The sequence below is a fragment of the Cryobacterium sp. TMT2-18-2 genome, from assembly GCF_004402245.1.
Classification (GTDB): domain Bacteria; phylum Actinomycetota; class Actinomycetes; order Actinomycetales; family Microbacteriaceae; genus Cryobacterium; species Cryobacterium sandaracinum.
Window position 1 is genome coordinate 90,269 of sequence record NZ_SOFU01000038.1, and the last position, 27,000, is coordinate 117,268.

Sequence of the window (27,000 nt, forward strand, 5' to 3'; positions counted from 1 at the left end):
CCTGCGCGAAGCTTAACCCGAACGCACCGGCGACGAGAGCGGCGTGATGTAGGAGAACCCGGTGCTGTTGTTCTTGGTCATCGAGAGCACCAGCTCCATGTGCGGCTCAAGCGCGGTGACCTTGTCGAGCGGGGAACCGATGATGAGCTGAAAGCCAAGCCCCTTCCACGCCGACACGGCACGGCCGGCGAACTCGGAGTCCGATTTCACGAAACCCTCATCGAGGAAGACCGGCGCGAAGCGCGGGCGGGTGCGACTCTCGTCGCCGAGCTGGAACCGCAGGGCGGCTCCCACGACGAACGCCACCAGTTCCTGGGACTCGCCACCGCTCTTGCCGCCGAGCGACGAGTAGGTGCTGACTTCCACGCCCTCCGGGGTGGTGCGCACGGCGGTGATCTCCACGTGCCGGCGCACGTCGAGCAGCAGATCGCGCTGGGATTCCTGGCGCGGACCGTCGGCGGACTTACGGATCAGGTTCATGAACGCCTGCAACCGGGTGAACCGGCTTTCGGTCTGCTCGTCGGTGAAGGCGTCCGTGGATCCGGAGGACAGCACCTTGAGTTCCGTGCGAAACGCGGTGGCGTCGTCGCGGTGGAGGCGACGCAACGCGATCTTGAGGCGGTCGCGCCCGGCTCCGAACGGCAGCGTGGTGAGGATCTCATTGATAGGACGGAGGCGATCTTCGATTTCCTCGATGGAGGAGGTGAATGCCCCGACCAGGGGAACCAGGTCCTGGCCGCTCCAGAGCGCGAGGCGGCGCTTCCACTCCTGACGCCGCTCGTGCAGGCCGAGTGTGTAGACGGCATCAAGGATGTCCCGGTAGCTCGGGTAGGAATCCAGCGAGACGCCGATGTTCGGGTCGGGCCAGCGGCTCTGAAAGGTCTCGAAGATGCCGACCAGAGTGTTGCGGGCGCCCGCGGCGCTGTCCCGGTCCTGGCTGGACTGCTCGGTGAGGCGCTCGCGCAGCCGCCTGATGGCCCCGTCGAACGCGTCGAGGTCATGCTGGTCGGCGACAGCCGCGAACTGGGCGTCGAGGTGGGTGGTGTGCTCCTCCGAAAGTGACAGCGCGGTCTCCGGATCACCATCGATGCGGTCGAGGCGGCTGCTCACCGCATCCTGCCGGTCCACGATGCGGCCCTGCTCGGCGACGAGGGACTGCAGGGCAACCTCCGTGGCGTGCTTCAGCTTCTGGGCTGTTTCCAGTTCGGCGGCCAGCCGCTCTTCCTCATCTTTCAGGGCGCGCAGCACGTCACTGTCGGCGAGCACGCGCTCGCGCTCGGCTCGCTTCTCAGCGATGCGGACATCCGCGGCTTGCACGTCGATGGCCGGCCAGGCCGCGTCGACGACGAACTGGTGTGCGGCCCTGCGGGCCCGGAGGTTGGCGAGGCTCGCACCATGCGCGGAGGCTTCACGCGCGAGGCTGTCGGCCTCCAGCCGCAGGCGGGCCAGCTCCTCGTCGATGTCGTGCAGGCGGGTGCGACTGGAGAAGCCGATGATCGACTTCTGGTCGCTGTTCCAGCCATGGGCGCAGCGGGAACCGTTGCGGGTCTGCCCACTCGGGGTGACCCTCGGGCCGTCCCCGACGAGGTCGGCGGCCGTGGCGACGCACTCCGCGTCGAGATTCGCGGCCTGTACCCGGTCCCGCACCCAACCGCTGAAGGGCGAGTCCTTGAAGACGAGCTTTCCCGACACGAAGCGCGGGTCACCGTCGATCTGCTCGTGCGAGCGCAGCGGCACCCCGTCGAAGTGGATGCGCACGGGGATGCGGAGCGGGTCGATGGCCAGGCTCAGCGCGCGCAGACGAGTCTCGTCGACGAGCAGGACGCGCACGACGGATGCCAAGGTGACCTCGGCCGCCTGGCGCCAGGCGTCCTCGCCGGGGGCCAGATCGATCAGTTCGGCGAGGAAGGGCAGCTCCTCGGCGGGGATGCCCGACGCCTCGGCGATCAGCAGGCGTGCGCTGTGCAGGTGCTGGGGAACCAGGCTCGCCCGCCCGGACAGGAACTGGTGCTCCTGCCCCAGGGTGCGGAGGTTCTCCTCGACCGGGTAGGCCGTGCGTTGCAGCGCGCTTCTCGTGTTCTCGAGGTCGGTCTCGGCAGTGGGAAAGCCGGACAGGAACCCGTCGGCCGCGGCGCGGGCCCGATCGAAGTCGTCGCCGGAGTCGATGGAGAGGCCGAGAGGCCGGATGCGCTCGTCGAACTTGGAGCGCTCGGCGGCCACGTCGTCGCGTTTGTCGGTGAGCTGGCCAAGCTCGTTCTGCAGGCTGACGAGCACGTCGCCACCGTTGTCACGCTGCTGGCGCTGCAGGTCGGCGACGCGCGCTTTCAACGCGGTCTCGGCATCCCGGGCCGTCGTGGAGCGCAGCTGGGTGTCGCGCCGCTGCACCCGGTTGACGTCGGCTGCTTCCTCGAGCAGGCTCTGCTCCGTGCGGAGTTGCCACAGCACGAATGGGGTGTCGCCGGAGCGGTGCACGCCAAAGGTGTCGATCAGGTCGGCCTTATCGGTCGCCGTCTCGTAGACGCGATGCAGGTCGGGCAGGCGTTCCAGCACCTTGGCCTTCTGCGCCTCGGCGACCATGGCGCCGTAGGACCGTTCGAGGTCTTCGAAGTGGGCGACGGCCTTGTCGGCGGCCGCGTAGGTGGACGGTTCCTCCAGCACCATCGACTTGTAGAGCCCGTCGACCGTCTTCACCTGCTGGCCGGCCTGGATGCGTGCGAGCAGCCGGAGCGCCTTGCCGCCCTCACCGTTGGCGCCGATGCCCAGGCGGGTGTACAGGGTCTGGGCGAACGCCGCATAGGTGTCGAAGACATCCAGTTCGGGGAACCGGGATTTGAGAGCGCGCTTGTCGAACCGGGACTCGGTCACCTCGGCCAGGTCGCGCAGGTCGAGGTATCCGTCGATCGTGGCCATCTTCATGGTGATGTCGCCGAACCGGGTGCTGCCGCGGGGCACGAAGTAGGCCCGCAACACGGTGAAACGGCGCTGGTTGTCATCGATGAAGGTCATCGACACGGCACCCCAGGTGGACTCGTGGGCACCGCGGAGCACCTGGTCCTGCAGCTCGCCCGTGCCGGCCTCCCGGTTGGCGTCGGTCTTGCCCTTGAGGTAGGTCATCAGGCTGCGCTGGTCGGCGCTGCGCGCCCGCCCGGAACCGGCGTCGTTGGAGGCGCCGTTGAAGGGGGTGTCCGACGGCATCATCAGGGCGAGGTAGGCGTCGAGCAGGCTGCTCTTGCCGGTTCCGGACGCCCCGGACACCAGGGTGGCGCTGGGCGCGAAAGCAACCTCGTGGTGGCCCTGAAAGCCACCCCAGTTCACCATCTGGAACGACTCGGCGCGCCACTGCGTGGTGCCCTCGGTGAGGCCATCGACATAAAAGAGCGGGGAATCGTTCATGACAGGGCCTCCGGCAGGGCTTCGGACAGGAGACGCAGATCGTCGAGATCGGTGGCTTCCGAGCCGGAATCGGAGTTCTGGGTGACCAGCCACTCCAGCAGTTCGCTCAGTCGTTCCACCGGCAGCAGCACCTCGATCACGGCGGAGATGCGGAATCGGTCGGGGTCGCTGGTCTTCAGCAGCACCCGCGCCTTCGCGAGGCTGTCGACGGCGGCCGTGGCCTTTCGGGCGTCGCCCCAGCGGTCGGTGGCGTGTTCGGGCCGGAAATGACCGACGTTCTCCACCAGGTTGTCGCGGTCCACGATGACGATGTCATGGCCGTTGGCACGCTCGCTGCGGAATCGCTGCCGCAGCAGCACGAGCAGAATGGTCTCCTCCCGCGTGTAGGACACGTCGTGCAGCAGGGTCGGGAATCGGTCTCCGCCCTCGGCGACCGCCTGCCGTTTGAATGCCACCTCGTAGTGCAGGTCGACATGCAGATCGAGGAACATGTCGTTCAGTCGCGATTTGAGCAGGCTCTGGGAGCGCAGCAGTGTCTGCCATTCGGCCGGCTGCAGCGCGGCGGAGATGTAACGGTGCTTCAGCAGCAGCACCAGGGTGCGACGCTGCTCCACGGTGAGCCCGCCCTCGTCGCCCTCGAAGAGGGACAAGCTGGGCGAATCGATGTCGGTGTGCTCGGCGGTGGGCTCGTCAGTCATTGTCGGATCCGTAGTTCAGGGCGGACAGCGCCGCAGTTTCGTCGTCGCTGAGCATGATTCGGGGCACCTCGAAGCTGCGGGTGGAGCCGTCGGGTCGCACGGTTTCGAAGCGTTCGAGCGTCTGGGACCGGCTGACCGCATCGATCTGGGTGGCGATCTGCAGCATCCCCAGGATCTCGACCGGGCGGCGCAGGGTGACGTCGAGGTCGTTGAAGGCGTCACCGACGGATGCGGCGTCGCCGTGGTTGAAGGCCGTCACGATCGCGTCGCGCAGCTCCCCCAGCAGCGGGCCGCCCTGCGTGCGCATCTCGTCGAGACTCGGTGGCGGTGGGGCGTCGTCGGAGACATCCTGCAGCTCGGGCGGCGCGCGGTGGGCGCCCGGGTCGTAGAAGCGTTCGCGGAGGTGCGGGGCGTCGAGGGTTCCCGGCATGAGTTCGGCGGTGACCGTGCTGCGGGGCCCGGCGGTCTGCATCCAGGTCGCGAGTTCCTTGTTGATCTCGCGCAGCAGGCGCTCGAGTTCGCGGTCCTTGACCACGTCGTGGTTGACGATGTGCTCGCGCAGGGTGGTCGTCAACCCGTTGCGTTGGGTGAGCACATCATCGATGCCCTTGCGGATCAGGCGCACGGTGCCCATGAAGCTGCGGCGGTCGGTGGCGCTGAGTTCGAGGGCGAACGGATGCAGCAGGATCGTCTCCAGGTCGTCCCCCAGCTCCCGCAGCAGGTCGTCGTCGCGCAGCAGGGTGAAGGCCCCCTCGAAGGCGCGACCTTCCGGGGTCGAGGTCATCAGGGCATCCGTTTTCACGAGGTACTCGTCGAGTACCTCGCTGATCGGGCGTTCCTCGCCGCGGAAATCGTTGACGATCTGCCGGTGCATGGCGGCGACGGATTCCTCGACGCGTTTAAAATCGCTGGGCAGCTGGCCGATCAGGTCGACCAGGTCGGCGTAGCCCTCGCGCATCTGCTCGTTCGAGACGGGCGCGATCTCGCCGCCGGCTGCGAGGCGGTCACGCTCGGCGGCGTTCTCGGCGATCGCCCGGTCGAGGCGACGGATGCGCTCCTCCCGATCAGGGTTGGCCTGCGTGGCGCGGTGACGCACCGTATCGACGATCGTGGTGAGACGGGATTCGCTGATCAAAGCCCGATCGCGGGACAGGCTCTCGACCAGGAGCAGCGCCTCGAGGGCGTGCGAGGTGAGCGAGTAGTGTTCTTCGTCGCCCTCCCCCGTTTCGCGGAAAAGCCACTGGTCGTTCATCCACTGCACGCAGAGGGCCCGACCGGTCTTGCCCGGCACATCGCTGCCGACCGAGCGCAGGTCGGCAAGGTAGGCGTCGACCTGAGTGTGCAGCAGATCGGCCCGCACGCTGCGCCGGTCGCGGCTGAAGGAGGACTTGAACACGACGAGCACGAACGGCGCCCACTTGCGGTCCAGCAGGCGCAGGGTGGGTTTGTCGAAGGCTTCGCGCACCCGCGCCAGTTCACCCGCAAGCTCGCTCATATCGAAGTTCCTTCCCGGGCCTCCTCAAGGGTAACGGTCCCCGCGTGCGGGCCGGCACGCGGGCAGGCGCTCGTGGCGCGTGTGAGACTGGCAGGACAAGCTGAAGGAGCGACACGTGACCGACCCGCGCGCGAACATGGAGGGCAACAACCTGCTCAATCTCGGTGCGCCGCACCTGGACTGGTCGAAGACGCCCGGCCGGGTGCCGGGTTTCTGGGTGTCGGTCGTCAGCGTCGTCCTCGCGGTGCTGCTGCCGTTTCCCGCGCTGTTCGTTGCCCTGATCGGGCTTTCCCTTTCACTGCGGGCTTTCAGTGTAATCCCGGCCGGCGCCCGAGGGCGAGGGCTGGTGCTCGCGTCGCTGGCTCTGTCGGGAGTCGCGATTCTGGCTGTCGTCGTGCGGCTGGTTCTGGTCTTCGTCTAGCCGTCATGTTCTAGCCGTCGTGTTCCGCTCCGCGTCCTGAACGAATTCGACGGTGAATCTGGCCGAAATGTCCCAAAACCCGGCCGAAAAGCACTGTGCTCCAAAATCTCCGTCGATTGGTTCACCACGTCACGGCTTCAGCCGGCCCACCCCGGGGAGGAAGCGGCCGGCGCGGGCGCCGTAAGCGGCGTAGTCCGGTTGCTCGGCCACGAGCATCCGCTCTTCCCAGCGCGCCTTGCCCGCCAGCAACAGCACGAGGGCGAGCCAGGCTACGAGATGCCAGACCGATGCGCCGAGCAGCACGAGCCCCAGGCCGCCGACCATCAGACCGGTGTAGATGGGGCTGCGCACGAGACCGTATACACCGGTGGTGACCAGCGGCGCGTGCTCCCGCGGAATCGGACTCGCGGTGAGGGCCGGTCCGAGGCCGAGCACGCCGAGCACGGCGAAGACCGCGCCTACGACAGCGAGCACGATCGCGGCGACGACAACGGCGAGGTTCGCCGGCCACAGTGTGCCGTGGGGAATGAGGGCCAGCGCCAGGAGCAGCAGGAACTGGGCCGACACCAGGGCAATTGCGAGCGCGCGCTTCATGGCTTAAGGCTACGCCCTGGGCTCGCGTGAGCACGAGAGGGAGCTTCCGCAGACATTGTGACCCTGAACGCCGGCCCGAGAAGGGCGGTGGGTCGTCGACGGCGCCCGGAGGCTCGAAGGATATTGCCGGATCGGACCTGTAGTGGAGACCGCTGGGCGCAGTCCAGTGGAGCTCGCCGCCCGGCGACTGGGTCACCGTCCAGTTGGTTTGGGTCTTCAACCGGTGGTCGGGCGCACAGAGGCTGGCGAGGTTGTCGTACCGAGTGATGCCGTCTTCTCGCCATTCGTGGCTGTGGTCCATCTCGGCGCGGACCGCCGGTCGGTTGCAGCCGGCGAATCGGCAGGTTTCGTCTCGAATAACAAGGAGCCGTCGGAGGTCCTTCGGTACCCGGTACTGATGTCGGCCAACCGACAGCATCACGCCGGTCTCGGGATGGACGAGAATGCGGGCAAAGCTCGGCGCTCCGGCCGCCAGTTCCCGGGCCGTCTCGGGATCGATCGGCCCGCACCCCTCAAGGTGACCCGGCTCGTCGCCGCGGCCGAGGAGGGTGAGCACCGGCACCGGCACCGGCACCGGCACCGGCACGTTCACGGTGGCGCGAATGCCCCGGCCGAGCCCCGCGGGGGTGACGCCGTCGACTACCAGTGCCGCGAAGGCATCCGCTCTGAGCTGGGCCAGGACGCTCATTCTGCGAGCGAGGGACGCCGCGTCGCCGGACGTCTCGGCCGTCACGACGCCGAGCGCGCCACCGTCGTCAAGCTCCTTGATGTCGAAGTTCTGACGGTCGAAGTCCTCGATGTCGCTGAGATCGGCCAGGTTTTCCATACCCCAATTTCAGCACTGATGAAATCTCAGTTCTAGTAGCGCGCCGCAAATGTGCGCGACTTTTCGAAGATGTTGACCATCAATACCAGCCCGAGGCCACCGACTTGTTCCACGCTCCACAGGGGTCGCCGTAGCGCTCCGCGATGTAGTTCAGACCCCAGGAGATCTGGGTGGCCGGGTTGGTCGCCCAGTCGGCGCCGGCCGAGGCCATCTTGCTGCCGGGCAGGGCCTGCGGGATGCCGGTGGCACCGCTCGAGGCGTTGTAGGCGTTGACGTTCCAGCCGGACTCCTTGTTCCAGAGGCTGACCAGGCATCCGAGCTGGTCGGCGCCCCAGCCGTACTTGGACGCCATCATGTCCCGGGCGATCGCCTGGGCTCCGCTGGGGTTCGTGGGGGCGGCGGGGCGGGGCGGTGCCGGGGCAGGAGCGACCGGCTTCGGTGCTGCCGGCTTCGGAGCCGCCGCCTGGGCAGCAGCCTGCGCCTGGGCATCCGCGGCAGCCTGAGCAGCTGCGGCAGCCGCTGTGGCAGCCGCAGCCTGCTCCGCGGCGAGGCGATCGGCCTCAGCGGTCGAGGCCTTCACGACCTCGGCTTGGGCAGTGACAGTCTCCACAAGATCGAAAACTCGTTCGGGGGCCAGAAGCGTGTACTCGCTGAGCGAGGCGACGGTGCTCGAGAGGGCCGAGACATCCGTCTTGCCCTGGGCCGCCGCGATCACGCCGGTGGCACCGGCAAGGGTGGTGCGGGCGCTCGCGGAGGCGTGGGCCGGGACGACTCCCTCGAGACTGCCTGCTTGCTCGGGATGAGGGCCGGTGGCGGCTGCCAGAGCTGCGGTGGCAATGATGCGTTTCTTTTGCTCGGCCTCGGCAGCCTGCGACGCAGACTGGGCGGAGAATCCACTGCCCACGATGGCGCCGACGGCGATGACGGCACCGGCCACGAAAAGGCGACTTCGTCCACGCCGGCGACGCGTTTCCTGATGGCGGGTGAATCCGATGTCGGTGCCGATTGCGGCTGCCGCACGGATCGGCATGGCGTCCGATTCAGGTTTTGAACTGGGGAAAAGGTCGGACGAAGGGGAAGACGAGTCTGAGTTTGGCATAACTTTCACAGGGCGAAGCGCGCGCGCGGCTGCGCTCACGATTCTTTTTTGACGTTCCACGGTCGGGGATCCGGCCGGGCGAAGTTTCAAGACTGCCCGGAATTTCTGGACGTATCCTCATTTTAAGCTGGCAGAGTGCTGGCAAAGCGGGGTGGCGGGATTGCTCAAGAGTTGATCTGGTGGGCCGAAATCCGGATGGTCGTGATGCAATGGTCCGTGATGTCACAACGCACCGCACCACCGCACCGCTTCGTCTATTCGGCCGATGGAGTCAACCTGGCCACCTACGAATTCGGAGATTCGAGCGCCCCCACCGTGCTCGCCGTGCACGGCTTCGCCTCCAGCGCCGTCGCCAATTGGCACGTCACCGGCTGGACGCGCGATCTCATCCGCGCCGGCTTCCACGTGATCGCGATCGACCAGCGCGGGCACGGCCTGAGCGACAAGCCCCGCTCCCCCGCCGACTACACGATGGAGGCGTTGGTCGACGACGTGTTGCGGGTACTCGACGCCTACCTGCTCGACGAGGTCGCCTACGCGGGATACTCCCTCGGCGCCCGCGTGGGCTGGCAGGCCGCCCGCGAACTGGAGGGACGCATCTCGCGGGCCGTGCTCGGCGGCATACCCGACGGTGACCCCCTCAAACGCTTCAAGGTCACGGATGCCCGCGCTCATATCGAGCACGGCACCGAGGTCGCCGACCGCCTTACCGGCGCCTACCTGACCATGGCCCGCGCGCTGCCCGGCAACGACCTCAAAGCCCTCGTGGCCCTCGTCGAGGGAATGCGCGGCGGCCCCCAACCCGGCGCGGACAACGCGCCGACGCAGCCCCTGCTCTTCGCCACCGGGACCAAAGACAGCATCCTCGAGGCCTCCAAGGCACTCGCCGCGGCCACACCGAGCGGAGAATTCTTCGAGGTCCCCGGGCGCAATCACTTCAACGCCCCGACGTCACGCGCGTTCCGGGAGGCGGCGATCGAGTTCTTCCGCAGCGGAAGCAGCAGCGGGAGGGTCGAGGTTCCCCTGCTCTGCTAGTCTGCGCTCATGGGGGCAAAGACTTTCGATCGCGGCGTCGGCGTCGTCATCGGGCTTGTGGCTGGAGGCGCAGCGGCCCTCCTCTGGTTCGTCGTCGCCGCCGGAACGCCGACGGCGGGCGAAATGCCCTCCCAAGGGCTGCTGCTCGGAATGTGGCGGGTGCTTTATGATTTGGCGGCACCGACGCCGCGGGTCATCCTCGGCGCCGTTGCTCTGGCTTTCCTCTTCGCCGCAGGAATTGCAATGCTCGAACGAGGAACGTCCAGCAAGGCCCGTCGATCCTTAAACCAGCGCACCACGCCCCTCTCGGCGGGAGTCGTAATGGCACGAACGCGCGGAGTCTTCGCCGGCGCCGTGACCGTCACCGTTCTGGTGCCCGCGCACAACGAAGAGGCTTCGATCTTCGCGACACTCTCATCGCTGCTCGCCCAGTCGCACCGCCCGGAACGCGTCGTGGTCGTGGCGGATAACTGCACCGACGGGACCGTCGACATTGCCCGCTCGCTGGGGGTGGAGATCTTCGAATCTCGCCGGAACACATTCAAGAAAGCCGGGGCACTTAATCAGATCCTGAAGGTGCTCCTACCGGGCCAGGGCGACAACGACCTCATCATGGTCCTGGATGCCGACACACGTCTCGACGACGGCTTCTTGGAGGCCGCCGTCGGTCGCTTCACCAGCGATCGTGCGCTGATGGCGGTCGGTGGGTTGTTCTACGGCGAGGAAGGTTCCGGGCTTCTCGGTCAGTTCCAGCGCAACGAGTACATTCGGTACTCCCGTGACATTCGCCGTCGCCGGGGCCACGTCTTCGTTCTCACGGGCACCGCTTCGCTATTCCGGCCCGCCGCCTTGCGTACGGTGGCTGAAAGTCGCGGCGACACGATTCCCGGTGCCAGCGGGGATGTCTATGACACGGCTGCGCTCACGGAAGACAACGAGCTCACCATTGCCCTGAAGTCGCTGGGCGCGCTCATCATCTCTCCCTCGGAGTGCACGGTCGTCACCGAGGTAATGCCAACCGTTCGCACTCTGTGGGTGCAACGTCTGCGCTGGCAACGGGGCGCGTTGGAGAACATCGGGGCGTACGGCGTCTCACCGTCCACCTTCCGGTACTGGGCCCAGCAGTTGGGCCTGGGCTACAGCGTCATCGCGCTCAGCGCGTTCCTGCTGCTCGTGCTCGTGACGGTTCTGGCGATCGATTCGTGGGTTTGGTTTCCGTTCTGGCTGGGCCTCGGTCTCGTTTTCATCGCCGAACGTGTCGTGTCGGTCTGGGCGGGCGGCCGACGGGCACGCCTGCTGGCGCTTACGCTTTTCCCCGAGCTGATCTTCGATGTGTTCCTCGACCTCGTCTACGTCAAGGGGATCATCGACATCACCCTGGGCCGGCAGGCACAGTGGGGCCATGTCGTCCACTCCGCACCCCACGACGAACTGCGAAGGGTGGACTGATCCATCATGGTTGGTGCTCTCCCCGCCCTGGTTCCGGTCGGAATCCTCCTTCCGTCAACGGTGCTTCAATCGGACGAATTCGCCATCCTTGCGGCGTTCGTCGCCATCAATACGGTCATGTTCGCCGCACTCGCGGTTGCGAAGATCCTCCCGAAGGTGCACCCCACGGACTGGTTTCGCGGACGCAACCGCCGGGGTGCAACCAGGAGCATCCATCCGGACGAACGCCTCTAGCGTGGAACACCTGAGCTCTCAGGCGGCCGCGGCCGCCTGAGAAGTGAGCGCAGCACGACGGTCGAGGTGGATCCCGGCGAGCATGCACCGCACTGAGCCGCCGGCGAGTTCGATCGTGGGCACGTCAAGCGGCAGGATCGCGCAGCTCTGCTCGATGATCCGGCGCTGCTCGGCAGTCAGACTGCCGAGGGCGCGGCGGGAGAGCGCCAGCATCCGTCCGTTCCGGCCGTGCAGTTCGATCGCGTTGCCGGCGTAGTTGCGGATCTGATCGCGGTCGAGGGCGATCACCTGACGATCCTGCGCGGCCAGGCGCTCCACGACGTGGCTGCGCCGGGCCGGCGACTCGATCAGGTCGAGACCGACCAGGGCGAAGTCCGTGGCGATGCACATCATGACGTTGGTGTGGTAGATCGGCGTGCCGTTCTCGTCAGACGCGTCGAAGACGATGGGCTCGTAGCCGAAGTTGGTGCAGAACCGTTCGAGCGCGATCGGGTCGGCCCGCCGCGACCGGGCCACATAGGCGATGCGCGCCGCATGGTCGAGAACCATGGCGCCGGTTCCCTCGAGGAAGACGTCGTCAAGTTCGAGACCGGAGTAGTCGACGACATCCTGCACGCGGTAGCGCTGCTTGAGCATCTCGACGATGTCACCCCGACGCTCGGTGCGCCGGTTCGGCGCGTGCATCGGATAGAGCGCCACGTGACCCCCGGCGTGGGTCGAGATCCAGTTGTTGGGGAACACGCTGTCGGGGCGGCCCGGCCCGTCGTCATCGAACAGGTGCACCGCGATGCCCTGCGCCTCCAGGGTGCCTGCTACCTGGGTCACCTCGGCGTAGGCGGCCTCGGCCACCAGGGCGGCGTCGTGCCCGGCGTCCCGTGACTGGAAAGCGTTGTCATGGGCCGTCTCGGGGTTCGGCGAGAAGAAATGTGGCCGGATGAGCACCACGGCCGACGGGGCCTGCACGGACACCGGGGTCAGACGAGGACGGGCGCGCCCGCGGTGACCAGACCGAAGAGGTCTTTCGGGTCATCGGGGTCGGCGACGAGGTCGATGTCGGTGTAGAACGAGGTCTGGTCGACGGCATCCTGCAGGAAGCGGAGCGCCGAGAAGTCCTCGATGGCGAAGCCTACGGAGTCGAAGACCGTGATCTGCTCTGCCGAGGTGCGGCCGGCGGCCTCGCCGAGGAGCACCTGCCAGATCTCGGTGACCGGGAATTCGGGGTGCATCTGCTGGATTTCGCCCTCGATACGGGTCTGCGCGGTGAATTCCACGAAGACGTCGGCGCGGTGCAGGATGCCCGCGTCGAGCTCCGTCTTGCCCGGGCAGTCGCCGCCGATGGCGTTGATGTGCACGCCGGGGCCGGCCATGGCGTCGGTGAGTACGGTGGCATTCGCCTTGTCCGCGGTGCAGGTCGTGATGATGTCGGCACCGGTCACGGCATCCGTCGCCCCGGTGGCGACCAGGATCTCGAAACCGAGCGGAGTCAGGTTGCGCACGAATTTGGCGAGGGCATCGGGATCGGTGTCCCAGACGCGGAGCCGGTTGATGCCGAGGAGCCCGCGAAAGGCGAGCGCCTGAAACTCCGACTGGGTGCCCGTGCCGATCATGGCCATGGTGTGGGCGTCGGGGCGGGCCAGCGCGCGGGCGACCATGGCCGAGGTCGCGGCGGTGCGGAAGGCCGTGAGCACGGTCATCTCGGACCAGAACGTGGGGTAGCCGCTCTGCACGTCGGCGAGGACGCCGAAGGCGGTGACGGTCTGCAGGCCGCGCGACGGGTTCGACGGATGACCGTTGACGTACTTGAAGCCGTAGGTGACGCCGTCGCTCGTGGGCATGAGTTCGATCACGCCGAGCGGTGAGTGGCTGGCCACGCGCGGTGCCTTGTCGAAGGTAGGCCAGCGGCGGAAGTCCCGCTCGAGGTACTCGACCATGTCGGTGAGGATGCGTTCCACACCGGTCGCGGCGGCCCACCGGTTGATGTTTCCTACGTCTACAAAGCGCACCACGCGCGTCTCCCCTCGTTCAGGGTTACAACACTATGCGTGGGCAATGTGCAGCCGCCATTCGATTATTGCCGCATTCTGCCCAGGTGACTATGCATTATGCCCTCTGGATACATACACTATGTGCAATGTATCCCCTTGATGACTCGACCGCCGCCTGCTCTCCGCCCTCCGCGTGAACGCCGCGAGCCCGTGGCCAGCCTCGCCCGCGACCTCGGTGTCACCCGGTCCACGGTCGACAGCAGGCTCGAGAGGCTGACCGATTCGGGAACCGTCGTGGGTTTCGGCGTGCGGATCAGGGAGGACCGCGACCCGAACTCGATTTGGGCGATCACCCTGATCGAGGTGGAGGGGCGCGTGAACACGAAGGTGATCCACGCCCTTCGCGGCTTTCCGGAGGTGAAGGCCCTGCACTCGACGTCGAAACCTCCCTGATGGTGCGTGGACGCACGTCCGTCGACCGGATGCGGGAGGTGGAGGCAGGCTACCGGGAGGTCAGCCGGGAGCTGACGCCGCCGGACCGGAGCACCGAGCCCCCCAGCAAGACCATGCTCGACGGCCTCGCGCGGCTGACCTCGGCGCGGCAGGAGCCTGCCGCCGGGGTGGGGCTAGTCGCGCGTGATCTTCCAGATGCCGTCGGCGAGGTCCTTGTCGGGGTGCTGCACCGAAGCGAACAGCTCCTTCGGGTTCTTGCCGAAGTAGATCCCGGTGGTCTCGGCGCCTTCATCCGTCAGCGAGGCGAAGAGCTCGACGCTGTCGGACGCTCCGTCGTGGTCCCGGTCTTTTTCGGCCCGGAAGATGTCGCTGAAACTGTTGTCTTCCGTGATCCAGAGGGCGCCATCGGGGCCCTCTGCAAGGTTGTCCGGGTTGTTGAACCCGCTGACCCCGGCGGCCTTGTCCTCGACCGGCACGTTCACGCCGGCCTCGACGAAGCTGCTGACGGTGAGCTTCGAGAGGTCGATAGCGACCACGCGCTCCTCGGACGTGTTGGCCACGTACAGGGTCTGGCCGATGACCTCGACGTCTTCCGGGCGACCGAATTCGGTGGCGCTCACCGCGTTGGCCGCGGCATCCGCGTCGACGCGCACCTGCGCCTGGTCGAGGGCCACCCATTCGAAGGCGCCCACCTTCTCGGTGAAGGTGGTCTGGTTCCACTTTTGAGCGGCATCCGTCAGCCCGGTGATCTTGAGGGCGTGCATCTGGCCCTGGGAGAGGTCGCCGCGAACGGTCGGCACGAACTTGAAGATTGAGCCGCCATTGAGTTCGTCGATGACGATGACGGACCCGTCGGCCGTGACGTCGATGCCCTCGTGACGTTGGGCTCCGAGCTCGGTGCGCTCCTCGATACGCTCGACCGTGGTCGGGTCGTTCTTCGCGAAGAACAGTTCGAAGACCTTGCCGCCGGTGGTCTCTTCCGTGACGAGGAGGCTGCCCCAGGGGGTCCAGCGGATGCCGTCGAGACGGTTCCAGTCCGCGCGCTGCGCGATGACGCTGACCGCACCGGTCTTCAGGTCGGTCACAGAGACGGCGCCGTTCGAGCCGACCTCGTAGGTGTTGTAGAGGTAGCGGCCGGCCTGGGCACCGGTCTCGTTCTGGGTATTCATGTCATGCAGGTCGTCCACGCCGGGGTAGACGTCGAGCACGGTTTCGTCGTGCACGAGGGTCTGGGTAAAACCCTCCGGGAGCAGGTACGGCTGGGTCCAGTCGGTGCTGCCCATGCCGTAGGCGGAACCGGCGAGAGGCACGAAATCGAACGGGCCGGTCGCGGCGAGCGCGGCAGGGGCGATGCCGACGACTGCGGTGGCAGTGGCGGTGGCGGTAAGGGCAAAGACAGCGATCTTCTTGCGCAAGGCGCGACTCCTTCATAGGGGGTAGATACAACGCCATCGAATCTATGAGCCTCAAGCTGACGCCCGGAGGTCTCCCGGTCTCCAGCCGGTGTCGGCCCGGTGAACACTCGGTGTCCCCGTCTCGGCGCGTGACAGAAACCAGACTTCACCCGCCGCTCGGTATTCTGGAGCACATGAAGCTGACAGCACTGGCCACCCTGATCCTGGTGGGAGCGCTGGCCTTGAGCGGATGCACCACCGGCGCACCCGAGACCGACACCACCCCCGCCGCCTCCTCCGCCACCGCCTCCGCCTCCGCCACCGCCGCTCCGGCCGACGGGGCCTGTGCCGGCGTGAGCGTCGTCGTCGACTTCGGCGCGCTCGACGCCCCCGAGATCAGGGACTGCGTCGCCACCGCCACCGCCACCGCCACCGCCGAGACGATCGCGGCCAGCACGGTCCTGGAGACCGCCGGTGTGGCAACCGAGGGCACCGCGGAGTGGGGCGACCAGGTGGTCTGCCGCGTAAGTGGCCGCCCGGCCGCCGACGAAACCATCGACGTGGCCGGCGAAACCCCGTTCACCGAATCCTGCGCGTCCATGCCCGCCGCCGCCGCTTACTGGGCGCTCTGGGTCAAGCCCACCGCCGACGCGGAGTGGGAGTACGCCGAGGAGGGCCTCGGCAGCCTCGAGCTGGAACCAGGCCAGTCCGTCGGCCTTGTCTTCACGACCGGCACCGAGACGCCCACCCCCGGAAGCTAGTGCTGCGCTTCCGGTTTTCCCCCCTGCGCTCGGCGGCGTTGCTCGCCGGAGCGTTCGTGGGCATCCGGGTGATCTACCGGGTGGCCTTCGGCGGGGCATCCGGCGGTGGCCTGTTGCTGCTCGACCTCCCGCGCCTGCCGCTCGATGGGCCGTTCAACCACATTGCGCTGTTCGGGCCCGTCACGACCGGAGGCCTCGGCAATGCCGCCCTGAGCGCGCTGCCCTTCGCTCTGGTGATCCTCGGGTTCGGTGTGCTCAACGCGCTCGTCGACGTGCGCCGCTTCTTCGCCCGCGGCGCTAACCGGGGCCCGCTGCGCGCCCTGTCGCGGTCGCTCGTGATCGCCTGGGCGACGTTCCCGGCACTGATCGACGCGGTGCGCCGGGTGCGCACGGCCGGTGCGTTGCGCGGCGAACGGTCGGCACCGGCCCTGCTGGTGCCGGTCTTCGAGCAGACCGTGGAACGGGCGCTCGGCCTTGCTGCGTCCATGGAGTCCCGCGGGTTCGCCGCCACCCGGGCGGCAGCCGGCGGGTGTGAGAAGCCGGTCGTGATGACGGATGCCGCACTTGGCTTCGAGGGTGAGCGCTGGCACCTCGAGGGACTCACCCTCGACCTCGCTCCCGGCACGCTGACCGTGATCGTCGGTCCGACCGGATCGGGAAAGACCAGCCTGCTGCACAGCATGAGCGGTCTCTTCCAGCACTTCGCCGATGGCACCCAGCACGGCTCGATCGAGGTGGGCGGCGCCGATCGCGCCGCCACTCCCCCGCGCGAAACGGCCGGCTTCGTCGGACTTGTCACCCAGAACGTGCGGCTCTCCTTCGTGGCCGAAACCGTGCCGGACGAGATCGGCTTCGCCCTCGCGGTGCGCGGCATCGCACCGGTCCTCGTGGAGCAGCGGGTGCGCGAGGTGGCCGAGCGGCTGGGGATCGAGCATCTGCTCGGCCGCGGCACCTCGGAGCTCTCGGCGGGCGAGGCCAGTCTCGTCGCCATCGGCGCCGCCCTGGTCGACCAGCCGATCCTGCTGCTCGTGGACGAGCCTCTGGCCGATCTCGACACCCCGGCCCGGGAGCGGGTGGTGCAGGTGCTCGACCGCCTGGCCCACGAGACCCAGGTCTGCGTCGTGGTCGCCGAGCACAACACCCGGGAGTGGTCGAATGCGGCGGATGCCTGGCTCGAGCTCCGCGGTGCGCGCGTGCATGCGCTCGGCCCGGGCGAGCGGCCGAGTGCGCTGGTCGCGGCACAGCAGGCGGCACAGCGGGCGGCACAGCAGGGTCAGAGCACCCTGACCACCCCCGGCACCGGGCCTGCGGGACCGCTCGCGAGTATCCGTCACCTCACGGTCCTGCACGGGAGCGAGCGGGCGGTCGACGATGTGTCGCTGGACCTCTACGCGGGCGACCTGGTGGCGCTCGAGGGTCGGAACGGCGCGGGCAAGAGCAGCCTGCTGCGCGCGATCGCCCTCTCGGCGACGCGAGGCAGCGTACTCGTGGCCGGGCGGGACGTGGCGCAGCTGCGCCCCCGATACCGCCGCACGGCCGTGGCCCTGGTACCGGAGAATTTCGACGATCTACTCTTCGCCGTCACGGTGGCCGAGGAGTGCCGCCGGGCCGACCGCCGGCTGAAGACCCCGGCCGGGAGGGGAACCGGGATCGGGACCGCGCTCCGGTTCGCGAACCTGCTCGGGCTCGGCACCGTGGCGGAGGCGGCGCACCTGATGCGGCGGCATCCGCGGGACCTCTCGGCCGGCGAACGCCTCTGCCTCGTGATGGCCATCCAGCTGGCCGCCGAGCCGCGGGTGCTGCTGGTGGACGAACCGACGCGCGGCCTCGATCCACAGGCCCGGGCGCTCGTCGCCGCCGCGCTAGTGCGCGCCTCGAGTGACACGTCGGCGGTCCTGTTCGCCACCCACGACCGCGACTTCGCCCGCTCCCTGGCGACGAAGACGGTCATCATGGCCGCCGGCCTGCTCACCGAACCGGAACCGGTGCGGTCATGAGGCGCACCGGCGGGACGGGCTGGACCGCCTGGGTGCTCGGCGGCGGCAGTATCCTCGCCGCCGCCGGCTTCGCCTGGCCGTTCTTCGCCTCGGCGCTGCCGGAGAACGCCCAGGCGGCCGCGCCGGTCGTGGCCTTCGCGCTCGTGCCGGCCCTGATCGTGGCCCTCGCGCTCACCCTCGACGGGGAGATGTACACGGCCAAGACCGTGGCCCTGCTGGGGGTGCTCTCCGCGGTCGGCGCCGCCGTGCGCATCGCGGGCACCGGCGTCGGCGGCGTCGAGGCTGTGTTCATCCTGCTGATCCTGGCCGGTCGCGCCTACGGGGCCCGCTTCGGGTTCCTGCTCGGCCTGCTCACCATCGCGGTGTCCTCGGCCCTGTGGGGTGGATTCGGCCCGTGGACCCCGTTCCAGATGTTCGCCTGCGGCTGGGTGGGAGCCGGGGCGGCGCTGCTGCCGCGCATCCGTTCCGCACCTATCGGCGCGGCCCGCCTCGAGATCGCGATGCTCGTGGCCTACGGCATCGTGGCGTCCTACCTCTTCGGACTGGTGATGAACCTCTGGTTCTGGCCGTTCGCGGTGGGCTCGGGCACCGACATCTCCTATGCGGCCGATGCCCCGCTCGGCGAGAACCTCGCCTCCTTCGCCCTGTACACGCTCGTGACGTCGACCCTCACCTGGGACACCGTGCGCGCCATCACCACGACGGTCGGGATCGTGCTGGTGGGCCCGGCCGCACTGGCCGCGCTCCGGCGAGCGAAGCTGGGCCGGCCGGGCAGGGCCACCCGACCACCCCAGGCCGAACCGGCTACACCGAGAAGTACTTCGCTTCCGGGTGGTGGAACACGAACGCATCCGTCGACTGCTCCGGGTGCAGCTGCAGTTCCTCCGACAGCACCACACCCATCCGCTCGGGCCTGAGCAGTTCAACCACCGTACGGCGGTCCTCCATCTCGGGGCAGGCCGGGTAGCCCAGCGAGAACCGGGCGCCGCGGTACTCGAGCTTGAACATGCCGGCCAGTTCGGCCGGGTCTTCGGCACCCAGGCCGAGCTCCTCCCGCACCCGGGAGTGCCAGTATTCGGCCAGCGCCTCGGTGAGCTGCATGGTCAGCCCGTTGAGCTCCATGTAGTCACGGTACTTGTTCTCGGCAAAGAGCTTCGCCGTGACCGTGTCGACGTTGGCTCCGCCCGTGACCAGCTGAAGGGCGACGACATCCGTCTGGCCGGATTCGCGTGGGCGAAGGAAGTCCGCCAGGCACAGGTGCCGGTCGCGCCGCTGCCGGGGGAAAACGAATCGCAGGCGTTCGGAACCCACGGGGCCGCCGGAGCCGCCGTCGGGGGCGAGCAGGCCGGCGACCCCCAGCACGCCCGACAGGTCGTCGCCGTGGTGCAGCACGACGAGGTCGTTGCCCTCGCTGTAGGCCGGGAAGTAGCCGTAGGCGACGGAGGCGTCGAGCATACCCTCGGAGAGGATGCGGTCGAGCCAGTAGCGCAGCCGGGGTCGGCCCTCGGTTTCCACCAGATGCTGGTAGCTCTTGCCGTCGCCGCGGCTGGGCTTCAGACCCCACTGCCCCATGAACGTGGCCCGCTCGTCGAGGAACGCGGAGTACTCGGCCAGCGCGATCCCCTTGACGATGCGGGTGCCCCAGAACGGCGGAATGGGCACGGGGTTGTTGGCGACCACATCGGAGCGGGCCGGCATGGCGTCCGGCTCCGTGACGGTGAGCAGGCTGCGCTTGTGGATGCGCTTTTTGAGCGGCGGCAGACTCACGGATGCCGGGTCGGCGCCCCGCGCGACGGCGACCAGCGGTTCCATCAATGCCAAGCCCTCGAAGGCATCCCGCGCGTAGCGCACCGTGCCGTCGAACAATGCGGCAAGGTCCTCCTCGACGTAGGAGCGGGTGAGGGCCGCGCCGCCGAGCAGAATCGGCCATTTGTCGGCGAAACCGCGGGACTCGAGCTCGAGCAGGTTCTCTTTCATGACCACCGTGGACTTCACGAGCAGCCCGCTCATACCGATGACATCGGCGTTGTTCTCCTCGGCGACCCGGATGAACTCGGCAATCGGCTGCTTGATGCCGATATTGATCACGTCGTAGCCGTTGTTGGTGAGGATGATGTCGACGAGGTTCTTGCCGATGTCGTGCACATCACCGCGCACGGTGCCGAGCACGATCGTGCCCTTGCCGGCCGCTTCAGATTTCTCCATGTGCGGCTCGAGCAGGGCCACGGCGGCTTTCATCACCTCGGCGGATTGCAGCACGAACGGCAGCTGCATCTCGCCGCTGCCGAACCGGGCACCGACGACCTGCATGCCAACGAGCAGGTGCACGTTGACAATATCGAGGGCGCTCAACCCCCCGGCACGGGCGAGGTCGAGGTCAGCCTCGAGCCCCTTGACCTCACCGTCGATGATGCGTCGTTCCAGGCGTTCGCCCACCGGCAGGGCGGCGAGCTCGGCGGCGCGCTCGTCTTTCAGGGCGGCGGAGTCGACGCCGGCGAACAGGTCGAGCAGGGCCACCAACGGGTCGTAGGTGAGGGTGCCCTCGGCGTCGTATTCGCGGCGGTCCCAGACCAGGTCGAGCGCCACCTTGCGGCGGTCGGCGGGCACCGAAGCGAGCGGCACGATTTTGGCCGAGTTCACGATGGCCGAGTCGAGGCCCGCCTCCGTGGCTTCGTGCAGAAAGACCGAGTTGAGCACCGAGCGGGCCGCGGGGTTGAGCCCGAAGGACACGTTCGAGACGCCGAGCGTCGTGTGGATGCCGGGATACTTCGCCTTGATCTGGCGAATCGCGTCGATGGTCTCGATGCCATCGCGACGGGTTTCTTCCTGGCCGGTCGCGATGGGAAAGGTCAACGCGTCGACGATGATGTCCTCGACCCGCATGCCCCAGGTGCTCACGAGGGTGTCCACCAGACGGGTGGCGATGCGCACCTTGTGTTCGGCGGTGCGGGCCTGGCCCTCCTCGTCGATGGTCAGAGCGATCACGGCCGCGCCGTGCTCCTTGACCAGCGGCATGATGCGGCCGAACCGCGACGTGGGCCCCTCGCCGTCTTCGAAGTTGACCGAGTTCACGACCGGACGCCCACCGATGAGTTCCATGCCGGCCTGCAGCACGGCCGGCTCAGTGGAGTCGACGACGAGCGGCAAGGTCGAGGCGCCGACCAGTCGGGAGAGGACCTGCTTCATGTCGGCGACGCCATCGCGACCGACGTAGTCGATGCAGACGTCGAGCAGGTGAGCGCCGTCACGCACCTGGCTGCGGGCGATGTCGACGCAGTCGTCCCAGTTTTCAGCAAGCATGGCATCACGAAAAGCGCGCGATCCATTGGCGTTGGTACGCTCTCCAATGGCCAAAAATGCGCTGTCCTGGTCGAAACTGACGTGCTGGTACAGACTCGCGACACCCGCGTCCTGTTCGAGGGTGCGGGGTTTCACCGTGACACTACGTAACCTTTCGACCACGGCGGTCATGTGCGCGGGCGTGGTGCCGCAGCATCCGCCGACCAGGCCCAGCCCGAACTCCTTGACGAACTGTTCGTGCGCCGTGGCCAGCTGTTCGGGGGTGAGCGGGTAGCTCGCACCGGTGGCGGTCAACTGGGGCAGGCCGGCGTTGGGCATGCACATCACGGGCACAGGCGAATACTTGGAGAGGTGGCGGAGGTGCTCGCTCATCTCGGTCGGGCCGGTGGCGCAGTTGAGGCCGATGGCGTCGATGCCGAGCGGCTCCAGGGCCGTGAGCGCCGCGCCGATTTCGCTGCCCATCAGCATGGTGCCGGTGGTCTCGACCGTGACCAGGGCGAAGATCGGCAGCCGGATGCCCGTCTCAGCGATCGCCTGCTTACACCCGTTCACCGCGGACTTGGTCTGCAGCAGGTCCTGGGAGGTCTCGATCAGGAAGGCGTCGGCGCCGCCGCGGATGAGACCGTGCGCCTGTTCGGCGAACGTCGCCTTGAGGTGGGCGTAGGTGGTGTGGCCGAGGCTGGGCAGTTTCGTGCCGGGGCCCATCGAGCCGAGCACCCAGCGCATTCGGCCGTCACGGGCCTCGAAGGCCTCCACGCTCCGGCGGGCGATTTCCGCTCCCAGCCGGGCGAGCTCTTCGATGCGGTCTTCGATCCCGTAGTCCGAGAGGTTCGACCAGTTCGCGCCGAAGGTGTTGCTCTCCACCGCGTCGATGCCGGTCTCGAGGTAGGCATCGTGGATGGCTTCGATCATGTCGGGCCGGCTGACGTTGAGGATCTCGTTGCAGCCCTCGAGCTGCTGGTAGTCCAGGAGGGTGGGATTGTGCTCCTGCAGCATGGTGCCCATGGCGCCGTCGGCGATGACGACCCGGATGGCCAACGCATCGAGCAGAGCCAGGGACCGGACCGGGCGCACGGCGTCGAATTGCGTGGCGTCGTGTGCACGGGGTTCGCTCATCGGCCCAGCTTAACCGGGCCTCTCGCCGCGCGGCTGCGTGTTACGCGCCGTGGCCTCGGGCACCGCAGCGGACGCGACTGCGTCAGGCCGTCGAGCCGCCGGCGATCTCGTAGGACCACAGCTCGCTGCTGATGCCCACGGGCCGCGCCGGCGCCGCACCATCGGTGGGGTCGTCGCCGCGGTGACCCTGCGCGAAGGACGGCGAGGTCAGCCAGGCCTGGAAGGACTCTTCGTCGGCCCAGCGGGTGACGACCAGCCAGGTGCTGCGGTCATCCGTGGGCTTGAGCAGTTCGAAACCCTCGAAACCCGGTCGGTCGTCGACCGCACCGGCTCGGGCGGCGAACCGGCGAGCCAGCTCGTCGCCGTTGTCGCCGGGTACCGTGATGGCGTTGATTTTGACGATCGTCATGGGGTTTCTCCCTCTCGTGGATGCACTGCCTGCTCCCCCCATGCTGTCACCCTCGGCTGCGAAGACCTCACCCTGCGGACGCTCGCCGACCGCGATGCCTATGCTGGGGGCATAATGCGACTCTTCCTGATCCGCCACGGCCAGACGCCCGCGAATGTGCTCGGCCAGCTCGACACCGCTCACCCCGGTCCCGGCCTGACCGAGCTCGGGTCCCGGCAGGCCTCGGTGATTCCGGATGCCCTGCGCCTCGAGTCCATCGACGTCATCTTCGCGTCGACGCTCGTACGCACCCAGCTCACGGCCGAGCCGCTGGCGACCGCGTTGCAGCTCGACGTTCAGGTGGCCACCGGGCTGCACGAGATCGAAGCGGGCGCGCTCGAGGGACTCAGTGACCGGGCATCCATTCGCACCTATTTTGAAACCGTGCTGACCTGGGTCACCGGGGACCTGACAGCCAGGATGCCTGAAGGCCTGGACGGGAACAGCTTCTTCTCCCGGTTCGACGCCGATATCGCGTCTGCCGCCGCCGGTGCCGACACGGCGGCGGTGTTCAGCCACGGCGCGGCGATCCGCGTGTGGACCGCGGCCCGCGCCAGCAATGTGTCGCCCCTGTTCGCGGGCACGACCGACCTCGAGAACACGGGGATGGTCGAGTTGTCCGGCTCTCCCGAAGGCGGTTGGACCCTCGTGTCGTGGGCCGGCCTCAGCGTGGGCTCACCGGGCGGACCGCAGCTGCTGGCGCTCTAGGTGCACCAACCAGCTAGCGGCCCTCAATACCGAATACAACTTTCATCGGCCGAGTGTTGCGTCGCGGCGCGGTGCCACCGTGATCGCGGCGCGTTCCGTGACCGTCGGGTGAGCCGGATCACCGCCATCGACGACTCCGGACGCCCAGGAGAGCCGCAGCCCATCGGGGGTGTCGGCGACGGTCGCCAGGCAGTTGTCGAACCAGGGCCCGATGATGCCCGACCAGTGGAACGGCGGAGGAGGAACCCCCACCGACCGGGACAGCAGCGCGCTCAGCCGGGTGGACATTCCATAGGAGAGGACGGCGGAAACGGACCGCAACAGGATGGGCAGCGGGTTGCGAATCGGCGAACAGACGGCCTGGATGATGCGACTGCCCGAGGTGCGGTCCACCTCCGACACGTAGGAGTAGTGCACGTCGCCCGACAGGAACGTCACGGTCTGCGGAGCCGCGCCCCGTTTGCCGTCAGCGACGTCGGTGATGATGTCCGCCACGCCCGGTGGGAGCAGGAACGGCAGGGAGGTCGCCACCACCAGGTGCCGGAACCCGCTCTGCATCCGTTCGTCAAACCAGGCCGTCTCCTGCTCGTCCACCAGCGCCCGCCGCCGGGGATCGAGTTCGCGCGCCGCGCGGGAGTCGAGGACGATCAGTCGGTCCTCACCGAAGTCGCGGCAATAGCTCCACCGGTAGGTGGTCGGCTCCCGGTCGCACCGCTCGGCGAACCCGTCGAGCACCGAGCTGAGGTCGAGTTCTTCGGCGCCGTCATGCGTCTGGATTGCCTGCCACACCTCGTCGTGGGCACGCTCCCCGGGTGAGAGATTGCCCAGATGCTGGTAGACCCAGTACGAGGCCAGCCCGGCCACGATCCGTCCGTGCCACCAGGACGTGGCTTCCATCCGGCGCTTCCAGCTGAGCGACGCATTCCAGTCGTCGCGCACATCGTGGTCGTCGAAGATCATCGCGACGGGCACGGTGGCCAACAGCCATCGGTTCGCCGTGTCCGACCAGGCCAGGTTGTAGAGGTGCGCGTATTCCTCGAAGTCCGCCAGCTCTTCGCCGGGCGGCTCTCTGATGTCGCGGCGATCGCGGATGAACTCCTGCATCGCCTCACTGGTGAGGTCGGCGTAGACCTGGTCGCCGAGAAACAGCATCAGGTCCGGCCAGGAAAGGATTCCGTCGCCCTCCGCCATCTGCAGGGCGTACGCCCTGAGGGCATCCACCCCGTGCGTGCGCGTGCCCTTCTTGTCGTGGGGCACGCTGGTGCGGCAGGATCCGAAAGACAGCCGTAGGGGTGCGCCCGGCGTCAGCGTCGTGATGACGGAGGCCGGGTAGACCGAATCAGGCGGGGGCCAGACCTGTGCCCCGTCGATTGACACGGTGTAGGGCGTGACGGTGCCCGGTCCCAGGCCGTCGACGTGCACCAGCGCGTAATGGTGGCCGTGCACAGCGAAGGTCCGCGCCGTCCACGATCGGTTCCCGGCGTCGACCCCGACGGATGCCGTGCCCCGGGTCTCGACCCAGATGCTCGCCGAAACCGTGTCCACGTACCGCAACATGGGACCCAGCACGAGAGGTGTCGTCGTCATGCCACAGTTCTACCGCTCCCTCCGGGCGACGGCTACACGTGGTCGCGCCAGCTGTGCTCCGGTGCGTAGCCGAGCATCCGTCGGGCCTTGTCGATGGAGAGCAAGGTGTCGTTCTCGCCGACCTCCCGGAGTTCGACGCCGGGGAAGACCTCGGCGGCCAGCTCGGCGTTGGGCCGGCTCATCACCGTGTCGGCGGCGGCGATGATGAACGTCTCGAAGCCCGGCTTCGCGTTCTGCAGCGCCCGCAGCACGGCCTGGGCGCCGTCACGGCCGTCGATGTAGCCCCACAGGTTCCACTTGCGCAGGGTGGCGTCGGCGTCGAAGGCGGGAAAGACCGCGTAGTCCTCCGGGTCCTTCACGTTGGAGAAGCGCAGGGCCGTGATGCTCAGTTCGGGATCCCACCGGGTGAGCTGGATCGCCATCTGCTCCTCGAGGTGCTTCACCAGCGAGTACGTGCTCTCGGGGCGGGCCGGGTACTCCTCGTCCACGGGAATGTAAGGCGGGTCGATGTCGAACGGCAGACCGAGCACGGTCTCGCTGGACGCATAGACCAGCTTCGTGATGCCCGCACGCCGGGCCGCCTGGAAAACGTTGTAGGTGGAGAGGATGTTGTTGTGGAACGTGGCCACGTCGGGAACCAGGCCAGGGGCCGGGATCGCGCCCAGGTGCACGATGGCGTCGAACCCGCTGTGCCGGTCGTCAATACCGAGGACCGCGTCGACGACCTGGCCGTAGTCTGTGAGGTCCACGACCACCAGGTCATGGCTGCGGGCACCGTCACGGTCGAGGTTCAGCACCTCGTGACCTTCGGCGACAAGGTACTTCACGACGGTCCGGCCGAGCTTTCCGCTTCCACCTGTGACAACGATCTTCATGCGGGACTCCTCTTCATGGTCGGCGAGCTGCTGCATCCGTGCCGATGTCGGCGGCGGTGGCAACAAGAACAAGCGTACGACTGCGTGCACTAGCCTCCAGACATGCAAACGTGGGATGTCGTCGTGGTCGGTGCCGGTGTGTGCGGGCTGACGGTCGCCCAGAACCTTCAGGAGCGCGGCCGTTCGGTGCTGCTCCTCGACAAGGGCTCCCGTCCGGGCGGTCGACTGTCCAGCCGGCCCCTCGACGGCCGGCTGCTGAACCCGTCCGTCGACACGGTTCGCAGCCACGACCCTGAGGTGACGCAGGAGATCATGCACCGAACGGGCGCCCGGTTCACGCCTGTGACCGAGGGCCGCGCGGACGGGGCTTTCGACGAGCCCGCGGGCGACATCGCCAAGCGGTGGGCGGCCGGCACGACGCTGCGGAGCACCTTCGTCACTCACCTGGTCGTGCAGGAGTCCGGGCTCATCCACGTGGTGCCGCACGGCTCCGGGGCACCGTTCGCCGGCCGGGCGGTGGTTCTCACCGCACCGGTTCCGCAGAGTGTGAAGATCCTGCGCGGAAGCGGGCTTCTCGTGGCTCCCGAGCTGCACGAGGTGACCTACGACAAACGGGCCGTTCTGCTCTGCGTCGTCGACGGTGGCGCTCAGGGTGATCTCCCGGGTCACCTCGTGGGCCGGTCGACTCCCGACGGCGTCATCGAGGCGGTTCGGGTCAGGCACCGGGACGACGCCGGCCAGCTCTGGCTCGAGGTCTTCGCAAGCCCGCAGTGGACCGAGGCGACCTGGGAAGCCGACGCCACATTCGCGCAGGCGGCGCTCCTGTTCGAGCTGATCCGCCTGCTGCCCGGAGCGCCCGTCGTGGATTCGGAGCTCAAGCGCTGGCGGTACGCGAATGCGGTGGAGTCGGTGCCTGATGCCACGTTCTCCCGCCGCGCGGACCAGCCGGGCATTTTCGTGGCGGGAGACGGTTTCGGGCGGCTGCACGGGCAGCCGTCGGGGGTCTCCCGTGCCGTGCGCTCCGGGCTGGACGTGGCCCGGGCGCTCACCTAGCCCGCCTGGGCCCGGCGCCCGCATCGGTCACGGCGCACCGTGTAGAAGCAGGCGCACGTTCTGCCCTGCGCCCACTTCC

23 protein-coding genes and 1 pseudogene are annotated in these 27,000 nt (G+C 68.0%); 11 read left to right on the forward strand and 13 right to left on the reverse strand.

What is annotated here, in order from left to right:
* Positions 1 to 12 precede the first annotated feature (12 nt).
* Genes E3O22_RS14260 through E3O22_RS14270 form a run of 3 tightly spaced genes read right to left on the reverse strand, consistent with a single transcriptional unit; the run spans position 13 to position 5,586 of the window.
* Positions 13 to 3,393: an ATP-binding protein gene (locus E3O22_RS14260; RefSeq protein ID WP_134394519.1), complete on the reverse strand. Its 3,381-nt coding sequence runs from the start codon at positions 3,391 to 3,393 to the stop codon at positions 13 to 15.
* Positions 3,390 to 4,091 (reverse strand): DUF4194 domain-containing protein, encoded by a 702-nt coding sequence (locus E3O22_RS14265; RefSeq protein WP_134394520.1) that lies wholly within the window; start codon positions 4,089 to 4,091, stop codon positions 3,390 to 3,392. Before E3O22_RS14265 ends, E3O22_RS14260 begins: the two co-directional genes overlap by 4 nt.
* On the reverse strand, positions 4,084 to 5,586 hold the full coding sequence (locus tag E3O22_RS14270; protein WP_134394521.1) for a DUF3375 domain-containing protein: 1,503 nt from the start codon (positions 5,584 to 5,586) through the stop codon (positions 4,084 to 4,086). The genes E3O22_RS14265 and E3O22_RS14270 overlap by 8 nt, the downstream gene beginning before the upstream one ends.
* A 115-nt stretch (positions 5,587 to 5,701) precedes the next feature.
* On the opposite strand from E3O22_RS14270, the gene E3O22_RS14275 reads away from it, so the two are divergent.
* Complete coding sequence (locus E3O22_RS14275) at positions 5,702 to 6,007, forward strand: hypothetical protein (RefSeq protein ID WP_104101449.1); 306 nt, start codon at positions 5,702 to 5,704, stop codon at positions 6,005 to 6,007.
* A 129-nt stretch (positions 6,008 to 6,136) separates the two neighbouring features.
* Here the strand turns inward: E3O22_RS14275 and E3O22_RS14280 are convergent, their stop codons facing one another.
* Positions 6,137 to 6,601: an isoprenylcysteine carboxylmethyltransferase family protein gene (locus tag E3O22_RS14280; RefSeq protein ID WP_134394522.1), complete on the reverse strand. Its 465-nt coding sequence runs from the start codon at positions 6,599 to 6,601 to the stop codon at positions 6,137 to 6,139.
* A 220-nt stretch (positions 6,602 to 6,821) separates the two neighbouring features.
* Positions 6,822 to 7,019: pseudogene (locus E3O22_RS16585) on the reverse strand (HNH endonuclease); the annotation flags it as partial.
* Between E3O22_RS16585 and E3O22_RS16490 the strand changes: the two are divergent.
* Positions 6,999 to 7,463 (forward strand): hypothetical protein, encoded by a 465-nt coding sequence (locus E3O22_RS16490; protein WP_241976666.1) that lies wholly within the window; start codon positions 6,999 to 7,001, stop codon positions 7,461 to 7,463. The pseudogene E3O22_RS16585 and the gene E3O22_RS16490 overlap by 21 nt on opposite strands.
* 43 nt (positions 7,464 to 7,506) lie before the next feature.
* On the opposite strand, the gene E3O22_RS14290 is transcribed toward E3O22_RS16490, so the two are convergent.
* Positions 7,507 to 8,457 carry a transglycosylase SLT domain-containing protein gene (locus E3O22_RS14290; protein ID WP_134394523.1) on the reverse strand — a complete coding sequence of 317 codons (951 nt, stop codon included), beginning with the start codon at positions 8,455 to 8,457 and terminating at the stop codon, positions 7,507 to 7,509.
* Between the two features lie 288 nt (positions 8,458 to 8,745).
* Between E3O22_RS14290 and E3O22_RS14295 the strand changes: the two genes are divergently transcribed.
* Genes E3O22_RS14295 through E3O22_RS14305 form a run of 3 tightly spaced genes read left to right on the forward strand, consistent with a single transcriptional unit; the run spans position 8,746 to position 11,244 of the window.
* Entirely contained in the window at positions 8,746 to 9,561 is an 816-nt protein-coding gene (locus E3O22_RS14295) for an alpha/beta fold hydrolase (protein WP_241976667.1), read from the forward strand.
* A 9-nt stretch (positions 9,562 to 9,570) separates the two neighbouring features.
* Positions 9,571 to 11,010: a glycosyltransferase gene (locus E3O22_RS14300; RefSeq protein WP_134394524.1), complete on the forward strand. Its 1,440-nt coding sequence runs from the start codon at positions 9,571 to 9,573 to the stop codon at positions 11,008 to 11,010.
* A gap of 6 nt (positions 11,011 to 11,016) precedes the next feature.
* Entirely contained in the window at positions 11,017 to 11,244 is a 228-nt protein-coding gene (locus tag E3O22_RS14305) for a hypothetical protein (RefSeq protein ID WP_134394525.1), read from the forward strand.
* 18 nt (positions 11,245 to 11,262) lie between these two features.
* On the opposite strand, the gene ctlX is transcribed toward E3O22_RS14305, so the two are convergent.
* Together ctlX and E3O22_RS14315 are read right to left on the reverse strand one after the other, a co-directional pair.
* A complete protein-coding gene (gene ctlX / locus E3O22_RS14310) occupies positions 11,263 to 12,213 on the reverse strand; it encodes a citrulline utilization hydrolase CtlX (RefSeq protein ID WP_198410622.1) in 951 nt (316 codons plus the stop codon).
* Positions 12,214 to 12,218: 5 nt separating this feature from the next.
* Positions 12,219 to 13,250 carry an ornithine cyclodeaminase gene (locus E3O22_RS14315; protein ID WP_134394527.1) on the reverse strand — a complete coding sequence of 344 codons (1,032 nt, stop codon included), beginning with the start codon at positions 13,248 to 13,250 and terminating at the stop codon, positions 12,219 to 12,221.
* Positions 13,251 to 13,388: 138 nt separating this feature from the next.
* Here E3O22_RS14315 and E3O22_RS14320 point away from each other — a divergent pair, with 138 nt between their 5' ends.
* The gene (locus tag E3O22_RS14320; protein ID WP_134394528.1) at positions 13,389 to 13,682 is read left to right on the forward strand and encodes an Lrp/AsnC family transcriptional regulator; all 294 of its coding nucleotides are present in this window, start codon (positions 13,389 to 13,391) and stop codon (positions 13,680 to 13,682) included.
* 173 nt (positions 13,683 to 13,855) lie between these two features.
* Here E3O22_RS14320 and E3O22_RS14325 read toward each other — a convergent pair whose 3' ends face one another.
* Complete coding sequence (locus tag E3O22_RS14325) at positions 13,856 to 15,097, reverse strand: alkaline phosphatase PhoX (RefSeq protein ID WP_241976668.1); 1,242 nt, start codon at positions 15,095 to 15,097, stop codon at positions 13,856 to 13,858.
* 173 nt (positions 15,098 to 15,270) lie between these two features.
* Here E3O22_RS14325 and E3O22_RS16645 point away from each other — a divergent pair, with 173 nt between their 5' ends.
* From E3O22_RS16645 to E3O22_RS16495, 3 genes are read left to right on the forward strand one after another with little or no spacing between them, the layout of a single operon-like run.
* Complete coding sequence (locus tag E3O22_RS16645; RefSeq protein WP_134394529.1) at positions 15,271 to 15,837, forward strand: hypothetical protein; 567 nt, start codon at positions 15,271 to 15,273, stop codon at positions 15,835 to 15,837.
* The gene (locus E3O22_RS14335) at positions 15,837 to 17,834 is read left to right on the forward strand and encodes an ATP-binding cassette domain-containing protein (RefSeq protein ID WP_241976669.1); all 1,998 of its coding nucleotides are present in this window, start codon (positions 15,837 to 15,839) and stop codon (positions 17,832 to 17,834) included. The genes E3O22_RS16645 and E3O22_RS14335 overlap by 1 nt, the downstream gene beginning before the upstream one ends.
* A complete protein-coding gene (locus E3O22_RS16495) occupies positions 17,831 to 18,751 on the forward strand; it encodes an ECF transporter S component (protein WP_241976670.1) in 921 nt (306 codons plus the stop codon). The genes E3O22_RS14335 and E3O22_RS16495 overlap by 4 nt, the downstream gene beginning before the upstream one ends.
* Here the strand turns inward: E3O22_RS16495 and metH are convergent.
* On the reverse strand, positions 18,639 to 22,250 hold the full coding sequence (gene metH / locus E3O22_RS14340; RefSeq protein ID WP_134394530.1) for a methionine synthase: 3,612 nt from the start codon (positions 22,248 to 22,250) through the stop codon (positions 18,639 to 18,641). The genes E3O22_RS16495 and metH overlap by 113 nt on opposite strands.
* Before the next feature lie 82 nt (positions 22,251 to 22,332).
* Positions 22,333 to 22,659 (reverse strand): antibiotic biosynthesis monooxygenase, encoded by a 327-nt coding sequence (locus E3O22_RS14345; protein ID WP_134394531.1) that lies wholly within the window; start codon positions 22,657 to 22,659, stop codon positions 22,333 to 22,335.
* Positions 22,660 to 22,773: 114 nt separating this feature from the next.
* Between E3O22_RS14345 and E3O22_RS14350 the strand changes: the two genes are divergently transcribed.
* Complete coding sequence (locus tag E3O22_RS14350) at positions 22,774 to 23,406, forward strand: histidine phosphatase family protein (RefSeq protein ID WP_134394532.1); 633 nt, start codon at positions 22,774 to 22,776, stop codon at positions 23,404 to 23,406.
* Between the two features lie 42 nt (positions 23,407 to 23,448).
* Here E3O22_RS14350 and E3O22_RS14355 read toward each other — a convergent pair whose 3' ends face one another.
* Entirely contained in the window at positions 23,449 to 24,993 is a 1,545-nt protein-coding gene (locus E3O22_RS14355) for an alkaline phosphatase D family protein (RefSeq protein ID WP_134394533.1), read from the reverse strand.
* Positions 24,994 to 25,025: 32 nt separating this feature from the next.
* Positions 25,026 to 25,868 (reverse strand): NAD(P)-dependent oxidoreductase, encoded by an 843-nt coding sequence (locus E3O22_RS14360; RefSeq protein WP_134394534.1) that lies wholly within the window; start codon positions 25,866 to 25,868, stop codon positions 25,026 to 25,028.
* Between the two features lie 102 nt (positions 25,869 to 25,970).
* Between E3O22_RS14360 and E3O22_RS14365 the strand changes: the two genes are divergently transcribed.
* A complete protein-coding gene (locus tag E3O22_RS14365; RefSeq protein ID WP_134394535.1) occupies positions 25,971 to 26,921 on the forward strand; it encodes an FAD-dependent oxidoreductase in 951 nt (316 codons plus the stop codon).
* Positions 26,922 to 27,000 lie beyond the last annotated feature (79 nt).